The following is a 14,375-nucleotide window of genomic DNA, read 5'->3' as shown; positions in this document are numbered from 1 at the left end:
GGACCGCGGAAGGAAAGACAGGGCCCGAGATCAAGCGATGCCTCAAGCGCTACATCGCCAGAGACCTCTACCGGCTACTCGAACAGAGGCAGCCAGCAACTGCTTGACGAACCATAGGAGCGTCCTCGGGCCACCTCAGCGCGCGTACGGGCCGGTGCTCGTCGACCACACGTCGGCGAGGATCCCGTCCGCACGGTCGCCGCGGACGAACCGGGACGCGAACGTCCGCGGGTCCATCGCGTAGGGCACCAACCGGACCGCCTTGAGCTCCGCACCCCAGACCGTCGCCTCCAGCACCACGCCCTCGAGCGTCTGCTCCATGAAGTCCATGTCGAAGACGAAGTTGCCCAGCGAGTGCGCGACCGGGACGCCGTCGACGACGTCCACGCCCTGCACCCAGTGCGGGTGACCGCCGACGACGAGGTCCGCGCCGGCCGCGACCAGCCGGCGGGCGACGGTGCGCTGGACCGGCTCGGGCCGGTGGGTGTACTGCGTGCCCCAGTGCGGCAGCACGACCACCACGTCGGCCTGCTCGCCGGCGCGGGCGATCGTGCGCTCGACGTGGCGCAGGTCGGCCTCGACCAGCCGGGGCCCCGTGCGCGGCGGCATCCGCACGCTGAGCGCGCCCGGGGTGGTCGGCGTCGCCCGCGGCGTCTCGCCGATCGCGTTGAACCCGACGAACGCGAACCGCACCCCGCCCTTCTCGACGTACGCCGGCCGGCCGGCCGCCGCCCGGTCCGGCCCGGCCCCGAACACCTCGATCGGGCTGGCCCGCAGCTCCGCGACCGTCTCGAGCAGCGACCGCTCCCCGAAGTCGCCGGCGTGGTTGTTGGCCAGCGACAGCGCGTCGAACCCGGCCCGCCGCAGCGGCCCCAGCAGCGCCGGCGTCGCCCCGAACGAGTCGCCGCCCTGGGTCGGCGAGCCGTCGAGGCTCAGCGTGCTCTCCAGGTTGCCGACCGTCAGGTCGGCCTTCCGGAGCCGGTCGGCCGTCGGCGCCAGCGCGCCCCACGCGTCCGGCACCCCGCGCACGAGCATCACGTCACCGACCACCGTCAGGTCCACCGCGCGCGGGTCGTCGCGGACGGGGTCGCGGCCGGCCACCCGCGCCACCGTGGTCGTCGGTCCCACGGCCCCCACCGGCACGACCGCGAGCGTCCCCGGGTCACGCTCCACCGCGCGCTGCCGCCGGGCCACCGGCCCGGTCGCCACCACCCGCCGGCCGCGCCAGCGGGTCACCTCGCCGCTCACCAGCCGCGCCGACGTACTCCTCGACAGGCGGAGCTGCGGCTCCGTCGCGTGGCCGACCACCACGAGCTCCTCGTCCGGCTCGGCGTCCGGCTCGGCGGTCGGCTCAGCGGTCGGCTCAGCGGTCGGCTGGGCGCTCGGCCCAGTACTCGGGTCCGCGGTCGGCTCGACTGCGGCCTCCGGCGACGTCCCGGGGCTGGCCGGCGCCCCCGGCTCCGACGCCTCGCCGGTGCACCCGGCCAGCAGCACCCCCGCCAGCACCAGCGCACCCCATCGCCTCATCCGCCCACGCTAGCCGCGGCGAGCCGTCCCCGGGGCCGTCAACAACTGCGCAATTGCGCGGCTTCAGCGCCTGGCGCGCCGGAGAAGCCGCTACAACCGCGCAATTGAACGATCGTCGACGCCCGGACCCGAACCGCCCGGACCCGAACCGCCCGGACCCGAACCGCCCGGACCCGAACCGCCCAGACCCGGAGGAGCCGCCGACCTCAGCGGCGGAGCAGGCGGAGGGCGAGGTCGACGAGGGAGACGTGGGGCAGGCGGGCGGCGTCGGCGAGGGGGACCCAGCGGGCCTCGTCGGTGGTGCCGTCGACCTCGGCGGTGAGCTCGCCGCCGGTGACGGTGGCGGCGAACAGGACGCGGACGGCCTTGAGCGATCGGTCGGTGGCGAGGTGGCGGCGGGAGGCGGGGATGACGTAGGTGTCGACGGTGAGCAGGCGGTCGAGCCGGACGTCGTACCCGGTCTCCTCGCGCACCTCGCGGACCGCGCCCTCCTCGACGGTCTCGTCGAGCTCGACGCCGCCTCCGGGGAGCGTCCACCGGGGGCCGTCGGCCGCCTCGTTCCACAGCGCCAGCAGGATCCGGTCCCGGTCGTCGGTGATGACGGCGTACGACGCCAGCCGGGTGTCGTAGGCGGTGTAGGGGACGGGCTCCGGGACGCTCACGTGACCATTCTCGCGTGCGGGCCCCGCGGGGAAGGATTTGGCGACCGCTGGTCTTGTGGGGAGGCATGAGCGTCCCCACGATCACCCTGAACAACCAGACGACGATCCCGCAGCTGGGCTTCGGCACCTACCAGGTGCCGCCGGAGGACACCGCGGCCGCGGTGAGCACGGCCCTGGAGATCGGCTACCGGCACATCGACACCGCGCAGATGTACCAGAACGAGGCCGGCGTCGGCGAGGCGATCAAGGCCTCGGGCCTCCCGCGCGAGGAGCTGTGGATCACCAGCAAGCTCAACAACGGCTTCCACCGCCCCGACGACGCGCGTCGCTCCTTCGACGAGACCCTCGAGAAGCTCGGCGTCGACGTGATCGACCTCTTCCTCATCCACTGGCCGCTGCCGACGAGGTACGACGGCGACTACGTCTCGACCTGGCGCGCCCTCACCGAGCTCGTCGACCAGGGGCGGGCCCGTGCGGTCGGCGTCTCGAACTTCCAGCCCGCCCACCTCGACCGGATCGTGGCGGAGACCGGCGTCGTGCCGGCGGTCAACCAGATCGAGGTCCACCCCTACTTCTGCAACGAGGAGGCCCGCGCCGCCTCGATCCGCCACGGCATCGAGGTCGAGGCGTGGTCACCGATCGCGCAGGGCGCGGTGCTCGACGACGCGGTGATCGGCCGGATCGCCGAGGCCCACGGCAAGACCCCGGCGCAGGTGACGCTGCGCTGGCACGTCGAGCGCGGCGACATCGTCTTCCCGAAGTCGGTGACCGAGCAGCGCATCCGCGAGAACTTCGACATCTTCGACTTCTCGCTCAGCGTCGACGAGGTCGCGGAGATCAGCGCCCTCGACCGGGGTGCCGCGGGCCGCACCGGCCCGGACCCGGACACGTTCGACTACATCCCCTCCTGAGCGGCACCGCCGCGGAGGGACGCCCTCAGGAGGAGGGCTGCTCCTCCGCGGTCGGCGCGGCCGCGTCGAGGGTGCGGGTTCGCTCGGTCTCGGACGTCCGGGCGCCGCGCACGACGACGACCGGGCACGACGCATGCCGCACGAGCTGGTCGGTGGTCGACCCGAGCGTGAGCCCGCGGAAGCCGCCGCGACCGCGCGAGGACACCACCACGAGGTCGGCCTCGGCCGACGCCTCCAGCAGCGCGGTGCCGGCGGGACCGCAGTACGCCGAGTAGTCGACCGCGACGCCCTCGCCGCGGGTCGCGACCGTGTCGGCGACGTCGGCGCGCAGGTCGTCGAGCACGGCCTCCTCGAAGTCGGCCCGCGGCGGGACGTAGCCGAAGGTATGGCTCTTCGGCCGCGGCGCGGTGGAGAACGTCCAGCCGCGCACGATCGTGATCGTCCCGCCGACGGCACGCGCGTGGTCGAGCGCCCACTCGAGCGCGTGGAGCGCGGGCGCCGAGCCGTCGTTGCCGACGACGATGCGGGGGCCGGTGGCGGAGGTCTGCTGCGCGGTCTCGCTCATGGCTCGCACCCTAGTCGGCCTCGTCCAGCGCCCGGCCCCACTGCTCCAGCAGCCCGGCCAGCTGGGCCCGCTGGCGCTCGGTCAGCCCGGCGAGCAGGCGGTGCTCGTTGGCGATGTGGGCGGTGAACGCCCGGTCCACCAGCGCCCGCCCCTCCTCGGTCAGGGCCACGACGCGCCCACGCCCGTCACGCTCGTGGACGCGCCGGGTCGCCCAGCCCTGCTGCACGCAGCGGTCGACCCGCTTGGTGATGGCACCGGAGCTGACCATGGTCGAGGCGGCGAGCGCGCCCGGGGTCAGCTCGTACGGCGCGCCGGCGCGGCGCAGCGTGGCGAGGACGTCGAACTCGCCCTCGCCGAGCCCGTGCTCGGCGTACTCCGCGACCAGCTCCTCGGTGAGCCGCGCGGCGAGGCGGTGCAGCCGCGCGACGACCCCGACCGGGCTGACGTCGAGGTCGGGCCGCTCAGCGCGCCACTGCTCGATGACGTGGCCGACGAAGTCCGGTTCGCTCATGGACTGGACGATATCTCACGCGGAAGATACTTTGTCTTCCGTGGAAACTACTTCGTGGCGCACGGTCGCCCTCACCGCGGTCGCCCCCGTCGTGTGGGGCACGACGTACCTCACCACCGAGGAGCTCCTCCCGCCCGACCGCCCGCTCTTCAGCGCCACCGTCCGCGCGCTGCCGGCCGGCCTGCTGCTCCTCGCCTGGTGCCGCCGCCTCCCCCGCGGCGACTGGTGGTGGAAGGCCGCCGTGCTCGGCCTGTGCAACATCGGCATCTTCTTCCCGCTGCTCTTCCTGGCCGCCTACCGCCTGCCCGGCGGGCTCGCCGCGACCCTCCAGGCGACGCTGCCGCTGGCCGTGATGGCCCTGGCGTACGCCGCGCTGGGCGAGCGCGCCTCCGGGCGCGGCGTCGCGGCGGCCGTCGTCGGCCTGGCCGGCGTCGCCCTGCTGGTGCTCGGCTCGCCGGGCGGCGTCGACCTGCTCGGGCTCGCCGCCGGGGCCGCGTCCGTGGTCGTCGCGGCGACCGGCTTCGTGCTCGTCAAGCGCTGGCGGGCGCCGGTCGACATGCTCACGCTGACGTCCTGGCAGCTGCTGGCCGGCGGGCTGCTGCTCGCCCCCGTGGCCCTGCTCGTCGAGGGCGCCCCACCGGCCATCGACGCGCCCGCCGCGATCGGCTACCTCTGGCTCGGCGGCGTCGGCACCGTCGTGGCGTACGCCCTCTGGTTCCGCGGGCTCACCCGGATGCCGGCCGGCGGGGTCGCGCTCATCGGCCTGCTCAACCCCGTCGTCGGCACCGCCCTCGGCGCGCTCGTCGCGGGCGAGGTGTTCGGGCTCCCCCAGGCCGTCGGCGTCGCGCTCGTGCTGGGCGGCGTGCTCGCCGGCCAGCGGCGCCGCGGTGCGGCCCGCCGGACCGCGCCGCCCGATCGCACGCCCGCGCGCGCACCCGGGTGCACGCCGGCGCTCAACCGATCGTGACGGTGACCTCGTTGGACTCCAGGCCGGTGCTGGTGTCGATCACGCGGAAGCGGTTCTCGCCGAGCTGGCCGGTCTGGATGTAGGTGGAGAACGTCTCGTTGCTCACCGACGCCGTCACCGGGAAGTCGACCCACTGGCCGCCGGCGAACCGCTGCACCTGCAGGATCGCGCCCTCGCCGCCGGTGTAGACGCCTGTCAGGTCGATCTGCTGCATCGGCGAGACGCTCGTCTGGCCCGCGGAGAGGGAGATCTCGTCCTCGGGCGCCTCGCTCGAGGCGGACTCCGACGGCTCGTCCTCGGCCGAGCCGCTCGAGCTCCCGTCCGGCGCGAGGGTGATCAGCGGCTCGGTCGGCTCGCCGGTCGGCTCCGGCTTGGGGAGGTAGAAGGACTGGCGGTCCGACGCGCCGCTGCCGCCCCCGCTGTCGTCGTCCCCGCCGAGCCCCAGCACGCTCACCGCGCCGAGGGCCACCCCGCCGAGCACCAGCCCCACGACCAGCGCGACGCCGACCAGCGCGATCAAGCCGGTGAGCACGGGTCGGTCGGGACGCTCGTCCAGGTCGTCGGGGGCCACGCGCCCATTGTCGGGGACGGCACCTGATCAGCCAACCGGGACGGGCGCGGCTCCAGGCTGCAGGCGGCGTCAGCGGGGCTCGAGCACCACGACGGGGATCTCCCGGTCGGTCCAGCGCTGGTAGCGGTCGAAGTCGGCGTACAGCTCGACCAGCCGCGGCCAGAGCGCCGCGCGCTCCTCGGGCCCGGCGACGCGGGCGCGCACGCGACGTACCCGCTCGCCCTTGATCGCGACCTGGGTCTCGGGGTGCGCGAGCAGGTTGCGGTACCACTGCGGATGCTTCGGCAGGCCACCCTGGGAGGCGACGATGACGAGGTCGCGGCCGTCCTCGAGGTAGAGCAGCGGCGTGGTGAACCGGTTGCCGCTCTTGCGACCGACGTGGTCGAGCAGCAGCGTCGGCACCGGCTTCCTCCAGCCGGCGCCGATGCGCCACCTGGAGCCGATGCGGCCGTTGGTGGCGCGGAACGCGGCCACCTGGACCTGCGCGACGCGCTTGAGGACCTTCGGGACCAGCGGGGAGTCGAGGCCGGCAGGCTTCTCGTCGGGGAGACCCATGCGCGGCACCCTAGGTCCGCTTCCAGACGATCTCCTCGCGCAGCTCGCGGCTGCGCCATCCGTCGGGCGTGCGGACCATCCGGTGGTGGTAGATCCCGCCGAACTCCACGACCTTCTCGCTGCCGTCCTCGGCGGTCATCGGCATCGGGTTGTGGAAGTACGCCGCCACGTCGGCCTCGTCGCCGGCGAGCTCGATGTCGACCTGGCCGAGCGTGTGCATGCGCCGGGGGAAGAACGCCGGCAGCACCTCCGCCAGCCACGGCTTGACCACACCGAAGCCGTCGGCGATCCCGCCGGACTCGGTGTAGTCGATCCGGGCGTCCGGGGTGAAGACGGCGTCCAGCCGGTCGAAGTCGCCGGTGTCGATCGCCCGCGTGTAGCGGGTCAGCACGGCGGCGATCTCCGTGCGGTCGCTGAGCTCGTCCAGGTCCACGGGACGAACCCTGGCACAGAACTGGAACACGTTCTAGTGTGCGCTCCATGCGATTCACCTACGCCGAGGCCATGACCCGGGTCGAGTACTACGCGCCCCTGGCCCAGGCGGCCGAGGCGGCCGGCTACACGAGCATGACCATCGCCGACAGCCTCATCTACCCCGAGGAGTCGGACTCGACGTACCCCTACACCGACACCGGCGACCGCGAGTTCCTCGACGGCAAGGAGTTCATCGAGACGATGGTGCTCTGCGCGCACCTGTTCGCGGTGACGTCCACGCTGCGGCTGACGCCGTTCGTGCTGAAGCTGCCGGTGCGCCCGCCGGTGCTCGTGGCCAAGCAGGCCTCCTCGCTGGCGTACCTCTCCGGCAACCGGCTCGGCCTCGGCGTCGGCATCTCGCCGTGGCCGGAGGACTTCGCCGCCCTCGGCGTCCCGTGGGCCAAGCGTGGCAAGCGGATGGACGAGTGCCTCGACATCGTCCGCGGCCTCACCTCGGGCGAGTACTTCTCCTACTCCGGCGACTTCTACGATGTCGCCTCGCTCAAGCAGACCCCCGCGCCGACCGAGCGGCTGCCGCTGCTGGTCGGCGGCCACGCCGACGCGGCCCTGCGCCGCGCGGTCCGCAAGGGCGACGGCTGGATGCACGCCGGCGGCGACGGCGAGGAGCTCGACCGGCTGCTCGGCCGGCTCGCCGAGATCCGCCGGGAGGAGGGCGACACCCGCGACGACTTCGAGGTGCACGTCATCTCCTACGACGCCTACACCCCCGACGGCATCAAGCGCCTGGAGGACAAGGGCGTCACCGACTGCATCGTCGGCTTCCGCATCCCCTACATCGTCGGTCCGGACACCGAGCCGCTGGAGAAGAAGGTGGCGGCGCTCGAGCGGTACGCCGAGGACGTCATCGCGAAGGTGAACCCGTGAGCCGGGTGCTGGGCCTGACCAAGCCGCTCCAGGACGCGATCGCCGAGGCCGAGGAGCTCATCGCCGGCGCGCCGTTCATCCGCACCGAGCAGGACCTGCTCGAGGGCTACGACTACCTCGCGGGCCGTATCCGGATGGCGATGCAGACCGCCTTCGACTACGACCTCGACCGGCCGCTGTTCGTCAACCCGACCCACCAGTTCTCCCGCCAGGGCCTGGACAACCCCGACGCGCTCTACTTCAACGCCTACCTGCGCGAGGGCGTGGAGTACGTCGTCCGCGGCCGCCGCGGGACGAGCGCCGACCTGTCGTTCCAGGTGATGGGCGGGGCGTACACCGCGACCAGCGCCGCGACCTCGATGCTCGCCTTCGACGACCGCGAGCTCGACATCGCCGACGACGGCACCTTCGAGCTCACCTACACCGCCGAGCCCGGCGCCAAGACGCTCATCGTCCGCGAGGTCTTCAACGACTGGGACACCGAGGAGCGCGGGCTGCTGTGGATCGAGCGGCCCGACACGATGGGCAGGCCCGCCAAGCCGCTCTCGGAGGCGACGCTCGCGAAGAGGTACGAGGTGGCCGCGCGGTCGCTGACCAGCTCGATCCGGACCTGGTTCGCCTTCCCCCACTTCTTCCAGTACCAGCAGGACGTCAACACCCTGACCCCGCCGCAGTCCACGCCCGGGGGTCTCGCCTCGCAGCGCTCCTCGATCGGCCACTACGAGCTCGACGAGGACCAGGCGATGGTCATCACCGTGCCCGAGTGCACCGACTGCAGCTACCAGGCCGTGCAGATCGGCTCGGACTGGTACGTCTCCACCGACTACGAGACCCACCAGACCTCGCTCACCAAGGCCCAGGCGGTCACCGACCCCGACGGGATGATGCGGTTCGTCGTCTCCGAGCGCGACCCGGGCATCGCCAACTGGCTGGAGACCACCGGCCACCGCACCGGCTCGATGATGCTGCGCTGGCAGCGCCTCGAGCGCGACCTCGGCCCCGAGGACGGGCCGACCGTCGAGGTCGTGCCGTTCGACTCCGTGCGCGACTCCCTGCCCCACTACTCCCCCGTCACCCCCGAGGAGTACGCCGCGCGCATCGCCGCCCGGCAGCGCTCCGTCGCCCGAAGGATGCTGAGCTGACGATGCCGACCCCGCAGACCGCCGCCGCCCACCTGGAGACCGACGCCGAGGTGGAGGGCCGCTACCGGCCGCTCCCGCTGCTCGAGGGCAAGGTGCTGGTGCTCTCCGGCGTCGGCCCCGGCCTCGGCCGGGCCTTCGGCGAGGAGGCCGCGAGGATGGGCGCCGACCTGGTGCTCGTCAGCCGCACCGAGCGCCGCCTGGAGAAGATGGCCGAGACCGTGCGCTCCCTGGGGCGGCGAGCACTCGTCGTCCCCACCGACATCACCGACGAGGCCTCCCGCGTCGCGCTCGTCGAGCGGTCGCTCGAGGAGTTCGGCCGGGTCGACTGCCTGATCAACAACGCCTTCGGCATCCCGCCGATGGACCCGCTGACCACCCTCTCCCTCGACGGCCTGCGCGCCGCGAACGAGACCAACGTCTTCGCGCCGCTGCGGCTGACCGCGCTCTTCGCCGACGCCCTGGCCGCCGCGCGCGGGTCGGTGCTGATGGTCAACTCCTGCGTGCTCTACCAGTCCCAGGAGGAGTTCGCGGGCTACAAGCTGTCCAAGGGCGCGCTCGAGCACCTCTCCTCCTCGCTGGCCACCGAGCTCGGCCCGCGCGGGATCCGGCTCAACAGCGTCGCGCCGTCCTACATCTACGAGGACGTCAACAAGGGCTACTTCGACTGGATCGCCTCGGAGTCCGGCCGCACGCACGACGAGGTGTACGCCGAGAAGGCGGCGCCCACGGACCTCAAGCGGCTCGCGAGCCCGGCCGAGGTCGCCCGCGCCGCGCTCGTGCTCGCCACGGACCTCTGCTCGGCGGTGACCGGGCAGGTGCTCAACGTCGACTGCGGGGAGTTCCACCGATGAGCGGGGCCGGCGAGGGCCTCAACGTGATGACCCGCGAGCGCGCCGACGTCGGGTCCTACGACGCCATCGTCGCCGCCGCGCGCCGCACGACGGGCCTCGAGGACCTCGGCGGCACCGAGCACGAGGAGGGCCTGCGCGTCCTCGTCGACGACCTCGCGTCCGCCGAGGCGGGGCTGACCCCACGCGGCAACTACTTCCAGCGCTCGGAGGTCAAGAGCGCGCTGGTCGGCCGGCTGCTGACCCAGGCGCAGTTCACCGCGCGGCCCGAGCACGCCGACGTGCCGATCGAGCGGCCGGTCTTCGTCATGGGCCTCCCGCGCACCGGCACCACCGCGCTGCACCGGCTGCTGCACGCCGACCCGGCCGCGCAGGGGCTGGAGATGTGGCTGACGCAGTACCCCCAGCCACGCCCGCCCCGCGAGACCTGGGAGGCCGACCCGATCTTCAGCGCCATGCAGCAGGCGTTCTCCGCGCACCACGTGGAGAGCCCGGAGTTCATGGGGATCCACTACATGGACGCCACGACCGTCGAGGAGTGCTGGCGACTGCTGCGCCAGACCGGGAAGTCGAACTCCTACGAGTCGCTGGCGAACGTCCCGCGCTACTCCGCCTGGCTCGCCGGGCAGGACTGGACCGACGCCTACGCCCGGCACAAGCAGAACCTCCAGCTCGTCGGGCTCAACGACCCCGACAAGCGCTGGGTGCTGAAGAACCCCTCGCACATGACCGCCCTCGACGCGCTCATGGCGGTCTACCCCGACGCGTTGATCGTCTACACCCACCGCGACCCGGTCGTGTGCATCGCCTCCTCCTGCTCGCTGTCGGCCGAGACCACGGCCGGGCACTCCACGACGTACGTCGGGGACACGATCGGCCGCACCCAGCTCGACCTCTGGTCACGCTCCTTCCACGCCTTCCACGACTCGCGGCCGCGCTACAACCAGGCGCAGTTCGTCGACGTCGCCTTCGCCGACCTGCTCGCCGACCCGCTCGGCACCGCGCGGTCGGTCTACGAGCGGTTCGGGCTGGTCTGGACGCCCGACGCGCAGGCGGCCATGGAGGAGATCGACCGGGAGTCCAAGCAGGGCGCCGCGAAGCCGTCGCACCGCTACTCGATCGAGGACTACGGGCTCACCGAGGCCGAGGTCCGGGCGGCCTTCGACCGGTAGGCCGCACCGCCGCCGGGCCGGCTCGCGTCCACAGGCGGACGCTCGCGCGCGCCGTTCCACAGCCCGGTGCGGACGGGGGTACGCGGTGCGGGTGCCGGCGGGCAGCGTGGCGCCCATGACCTCGACCCCGCTCCTGACCCTCCCGCCCGGCTGGCACACCCACCCCGATCCCGCACCCGACGTGCTGGTGGCCGCCCGCGGCACCCCGTCGTGTTCGGGCGTGCCGCCGGAGCTGGTCCTGCGCCGGGCCGAGCTGCCGGCCGCCTCCGCCGACGACCTGGCCGCGTGGCGCACCGCCGCCGTGGCCGACCTCCGGCGTCTGCTGGACCGGTTCGCGCTCGAGGACACCGAGCTGCTCGACGTCCAGGGCCGCGACGTGCTCTACCAGCGCTTCGCGCACCGAGGCATCGGCGCCGAGCTGGTCACCGAGCAGTGGTCGTGGCTCGTCGGCCGGCGCGGGCTCACCCTCAGCGGCACCGTCGCCCTGGAGGACTACGCCGACCTCTGCGAGGTGCTCGAGGACGCCGCCGCGAGCGTCGAGCCGGGGGCGCTGCTCACCGTCGTGTGAGCAGCCGCTCAGGCCTCGCCGGCGGCGGCGCGGACGGACCGCTCGGCGACGGCGTACGGGTCGGTGCGGTCGTCGTAGGACCAGAAGTCGCGGAGGAACGCCGCGGTGAGGGCGACGCCGGCCACGCAGGCGACGCCACCGCTGGTGATCGCGCCGCGCACCGACCACAGGTCGGCGGTCACGCCGGCACGGACCTGCCCGCCGAGCGGGCCGAGGGAGTAGGACAGCATCTCGATGCCGGCGAGCCGGCCGCGCATCGACTCGGGGATGGTCTGGCTCCACACGGTGGCCCGGAAGATGCCGGAGATCATGTCGGCGGAACCGGAGAGCCCGAGGAAGAGCAGCACCAGCCAGAACGACGGCATCGCGCCGGCGACGGCGACGCACGCGCCGTACGCCGCGGCGGCCACCACGATCGCCCGGCCGTGGTGGTGGACCCGGTTGGTCCAGCCGCTGGTGGCCGTGGCGAGCATCGCGCCGAGGGTCTGCGCGATGTAGAGCAGGCCGAGGAGCTCGGGGTTCTCGAAGACCTCCTCGACCAGCGCCGGGAAGAGCACGACCGGGAGCGCGAGCAGCATCGCGGCGATGTCGACGAGGTAGGTGCCGAGCAGGTCGCGGCGGCTGGCGGCGTACCTGATGCCCTGCACGATGCCGGCGAGGCTCGGCGGGGTGGTCTCGGCGCGGTGCGCGTAGGACCGCATCCGCACGTAGAGCATCGTGGCGACGGCGAGCCCGACGACGTCGAGCGCGAAGCACCAGCCGATGCCGACGGTCGCGATGAGCACACCGCCGATGGCCGGCCCGAGGAGGACGCCGATCTGGATCCCGAAGCTTCCCAGCGCGTTCGCGGCCATGAGCTGGTCGTGCCGCACCGTCCGCGGGAGCAGCGCCTCGCGGGAGGGTCGTTGGAGCGCCGAGCAGGAGACCAGGAAGACCGCGACGACGAAGACGACCCACACGTCGGGGTCGTCGCGGAACGCGTTGACCGCGAGCACCGCGGTGAAGAAGGCCTGCGCGACGCCGGTGGCGATCAGCAGCTTGCGCCGGTCGACGTGGTCGGCCAGCGCGCCGCCGTAGAGGCCGAAGACCACCAGCGGGACGAGCTCGACCAGGCCGACCGCGCCGACCGCGAAGTTGGAGCCGGTCAGCGAGTAGACCTGGTAGGGCACCGCGACGTAGGTGATCATCCCGCCGAGGTAGAAGACCGTGCCGGCCCAGAACAGCAGGCGGAAGTCGCGCGAGTCGCGCAGCGGGGCGGTGTCCATCCGCAGCCCGCGCAGGGCCGCGCGGAGGCGGTCGGCGCGGGTCGTGCCGGTGGTGCTGGTCATCGATCGATCACGAGGCGGGATGGTCGCACCCCGCGACCGCGGACGCGAAATGGGTTACGCCAGGAGCAGCACCCGGTCAGGACCGGGTCACGACACCGGCACCGGTGCGAGGTGGCGCCGCAGGAAGTGCACCTGGTGGGCGAGCGCCGCGTCGAACCAGTCCTTGCCGGCGTACACGTCGAAGTGGTCGCAGGGGTAGTGCCGCACCTCGCCGCGACCGGCGAACGCCGCCTTGAGCGCCGCGTGCGGCGGGGCGCTCCGGTCGAGGTCGGCGATCTGCACCAGCAGCGGGCAGCGCAGCTCGGCGGCGAGCTTGCCCGGTCGGTGGCCGCCGAGCTCGAGGCCGACGGTCGCGTCGATCTCGTTGCGCCAGCTCGGGCCGGCGATCGCCAGGTAGTCCTCGTAGCAGCCCTCGAGCGTGAGCGCGCCGAGCTCCCCCGGCCGGGCGACGACCGGCATCATCCGCGGCCCCGACACCCGGCTGCGCACGCCCTCGAGCGTCGAGCGGAGCATCGCCGACGGCTTGTGGTGCTGCAGCGCCAGCCGCCCGGCGGCCAGCCCGTCGACGAGCGGGGTCAGCGCCACGACGGCCGCGACGTCGTCGCGGGACGCACCGGCGGCCAGCACGTGCCCGCCAGCGAGCGAGACACCCCAGAGCACCAGCCGGTCGGGGTCGACCCCGCCGAGCCGCGTGGCCGCGGCCATCGCGGCGCGGTAGTCCTCGAGCTGGCCCGCCATCGAGACCGTCTGCCGGGGCGTGCCCCCGGAGGTCCCGAACCCGCGGTAGTCGAAGGCGAGCACGTCGAGGCCGGCGGCGGCCAGCCCGCGGGCGTAGGGCTCGAGGCCGGAGTCCTTCGTGCCGGCCAGGCCGTGCGCCATGACCACGACCGGCCGGCCGGCGGGGCCCGCGAGCTCGTCGGTCGTCGCCGGGAAGTGCCAGCCCGAGAGCTCGACGCCGGCGGAGGGGAAGGAGACGTCGGCGCGCGCGCCGGTCTGCTGGGTGGTCATGGGGTGGTGGTCCTCCCGTAGATCGCGGTGGTCCACAGGTGGACGACCGCCTCGAGGTGGGCGTCGTGCCCGAGGGCTTGGCCGGGTGCATCGGGTGCCCCGGGCTCGTCGGCGCGGACGATCCGCTCGAGCGTGCGGTCGTTGAGGTCGAGCAGCGCGGTGGCCAGCGCGTGCGCGGGTGGTCCGGGCGGCGCCTGGCCCGTCTCGCGCTCGGACTCCACGAGCGCGGCGACGACGTCGACGAAGACCGCGATCCGCTGCTCCCACCGCTGGCGGACGGCGGCGCTGGTGGCGCGGGCCTCGAGCATGGCGCGGTGGACGTGGGTGCGCCGCTGCCACCCGGCGACGACCGTCCGCAGCGCGGTCTCGATCCGGTCGCGCATGGCGCCGTCCCCGCCGAGGAGCCCCGCCGCGTCCCAGGCGTCGTCCTCCATCTCGTCCATGAGGGCGGCGACGGCGGCGGCCTTGTTCTCGAAGTAGAAGTAGAACGCCGAGCGGGTCACGCCCGCGCGCCGGGAGAGGTCCACGACGTTGATGTCGTCGAGCCGGGCGTCGGGCCCGGCGTCGCGCAGCTGGTGGTCGAGCGCCTCCAGCAGCGCCGCGCGGCGCTGGTCGCCGCGGGTGGCGGCCGGGCTCACGAGGCGGCCGGCGCGGGTGCGGCGGGAGCGGCTGCCTCGGCCC

Annotated in this window: 17 protein-coding genes; 7 read left to right on the top strand and 10 right to left on the bottom strand. The window is 73.6% G+C overall.

The features are described 5' to 3' along the window. Positions 1-135: 135 nt before the first annotated feature. Both H7344_RS19825 and H7344_RS19820 read right to left on the bottom strand, forming a co-directional pair. Complete coding sequence (locus H7344_RS19825; RefSeq protein WP_186347713.1) at positions 136-1,527, bottom strand: CapA family protein; 1,392 nt, start codon at positions 1,525-1,527, stop codon at positions 136-138. A 206-nt stretch (positions 1,528-1,733) separates the two neighbouring features. Beyond that, positions 1,734-2,189: an NUDIX hydrolase gene (locus tag H7344_RS19820; RefSeq protein WP_222130922.1), complete on the bottom strand. Its 456-nt coding sequence runs from the start codon at positions 2,187-2,189 to the stop codon at positions 1,734-1,736. A gap of 65 nt (positions 2,190-2,254) precedes the next feature. Here H7344_RS19820 and H7344_RS19815 point away from each other — a divergent pair, with 65 nt between their 5' ends. Further along, positions 2,255-3,100 (top strand): aldo/keto reductase, encoded by an 846-nt coding sequence (locus H7344_RS19815; protein ID WP_186347712.1) that lies wholly within the window; start codon positions 2,255-2,257, stop codon positions 3,098-3,100. A 25-nt stretch (positions 3,101-3,125) separates the two neighbouring features. On the opposite strand, the gene H7344_RS19810 is transcribed toward H7344_RS19815, so the two are convergent. Both H7344_RS19810 and H7344_RS19805 read right to left on the bottom strand, forming a co-directional pair. After that, a complete protein-coding gene (locus H7344_RS19810; RefSeq protein WP_186347711.1) occupies positions 3,126-3,665 on the bottom strand; it encodes a universal stress protein in 540 nt (179 codons plus the stop codon). A gap of 10 nt (positions 3,666-3,675) precedes the next feature. Beyond that, positions 3,676-4,176, bottom strand: a complete 501-nt coding sequence (locus tag H7344_RS19805) for a MarR family winged helix-turn-helix transcriptional regulator (protein ID WP_186347710.1) — start codon at positions 4,174-4,176, stop codon at positions 3,676-3,678. 40 nt (positions 4,177-4,216) lie between these two features. Here H7344_RS19805 and H7344_RS19800 point away from each other — a divergent pair, with 40 nt between their 5' ends. Continuing rightward, positions 4,217-5,143, top strand: a complete 927-nt coding sequence (locus H7344_RS19800; protein WP_229707040.1) for a DMT family transporter — start codon at positions 4,217-4,219, stop codon at positions 5,141-5,143. Here the strand turns inward: H7344_RS19800 and H7344_RS19795 are convergent. The 3 genes from H7344_RS19795 to H7344_RS19785 form a co-directional block, all read right to left on the bottom strand. Further along, a complete protein-coding gene (locus H7344_RS19795) occupies positions 5,130-5,714 on the bottom strand; it encodes a hypothetical protein (RefSeq protein WP_186347708.1) in 585 nt (194 codons plus the stop codon). The two genes, H7344_RS19800 and H7344_RS19795, sit on opposite strands and share 14 nt — an antisense overlap. A gap of 69 nt (positions 5,715-5,783) precedes the next feature. Further along, entirely contained in the window at positions 5,784-6,269 is a 486-nt protein-coding gene (locus H7344_RS19790; protein WP_222130921.1) for a nitroreductase family deazaflavin-dependent oxidoreductase, read from the bottom strand. Positions 6,270-6,279: 10 nt separating this feature from the next. Continuing rightward, positions 6,280-6,702 (bottom strand): nuclear transport factor 2 family protein, encoded by a 423-nt coding sequence (locus H7344_RS19785; protein ID WP_186347706.1) that lies wholly within the window; start codon positions 6,700-6,702, stop codon positions 6,280-6,282. Positions 6,703-6,749: 47 nt separating this feature from the next. On the opposite strand from H7344_RS19785, the gene H7344_RS19780 reads away from it, so the two are divergent. The 5 genes from H7344_RS19780 to H7344_RS19760 all read left to right on the top strand — a co-directional run bounded on the left by H7344_RS19780 (position 6,750) and on the right by H7344_RS19760 (position 11,358). Continuing rightward, on the top strand, positions 6,750-7,628 hold the full coding sequence (locus H7344_RS19780) for a TIGR03619 family F420-dependent LLM class oxidoreductase (protein WP_186347705.1): 879 nt from the start codon (positions 6,750-6,752) through the stop codon (positions 7,626-7,628). After that, positions 7,625-8,770, top strand: coding sequence for a hypothetical protein (locus H7344_RS19775; protein ID WP_229707039.1), 1,146 nt, complete (start codon positions 7,625-7,627; stop codon positions 8,768-8,770). Before H7344_RS19780 ends, H7344_RS19775 begins: the two co-directional genes overlap by 4 nt. Before the next feature lie 2 nt (positions 8,771-8,772). After that, the gene (locus tag H7344_RS19770) at positions 8,773-9,621 is read left to right on the top strand and encodes an SDR family oxidoreductase (protein WP_186347704.1); all 849 of its coding nucleotides are present in this window, start codon (positions 8,773-8,775) and stop codon (positions 9,619-9,621) included. Then, positions 9,618-10,790 carry a sulfotransferase family protein gene (locus tag H7344_RS19765; protein ID WP_229707038.1) on the top strand — a complete coding sequence of 391 codons (1,173 nt, stop codon included), beginning with the start codon at positions 9,618-9,620 and terminating at the stop codon, positions 10,788-10,790. Before H7344_RS19770 ends, H7344_RS19765 begins: the two co-directional genes overlap by 4 nt. 115 nt (positions 10,791-10,905) lie before the next feature. Continuing rightward, positions 10,906-11,358: a hypothetical protein gene (locus H7344_RS19760; protein WP_186347703.1), complete on the top strand. Its 453-nt coding sequence runs from the start codon at positions 10,906-10,908 to the stop codon at positions 11,356-11,358. Positions 11,359-11,366: 8 nt separating this feature from the next. Here H7344_RS19760 and H7344_RS19755 read toward each other — a convergent pair whose 3' ends face one another. From H7344_RS19755 to H7344_RS19745, 3 genes are all read right to left on the bottom strand, one after another. Further along, positions 11,367-12,686, bottom strand: coding sequence for an MFS transporter (locus H7344_RS19755; protein WP_186347702.1), 1,320 nt, complete (start codon positions 12,684-12,686; stop codon positions 11,367-11,369). A gap of 87 nt (positions 12,687-12,773) precedes the next feature. Continuing rightward, a complete protein-coding gene (locus tag H7344_RS19750) occupies positions 12,774-13,694 on the bottom strand; it encodes an alpha/beta hydrolase (protein ID WP_186347701.1) in 921 nt (306 codons plus the stop codon). Further along, on the bottom strand, positions 13,691-14,375 hold a 685-nt coding region (locus tag H7344_RS19745; RefSeq protein WP_186347700.1), incomplete at its 5' end, for a TetR/AcrR family transcriptional regulator. The genes H7344_RS19750 and H7344_RS19745, both read right to left, overlap by 4 nt.

It is taken from the genome of Nocardioides deserti, assembly GCF_014266025.1.
Lineage (GTDB): Bacteria > Actinomycetota > Actinomycetes > Propionibacteriales > Nocardioidaceae > Nocardioides > Nocardioides deserti.
Note: the sequence above shows the minus strand (reverse complement) of the source record. Positions and strands in the feature narration are given on the sequence as shown.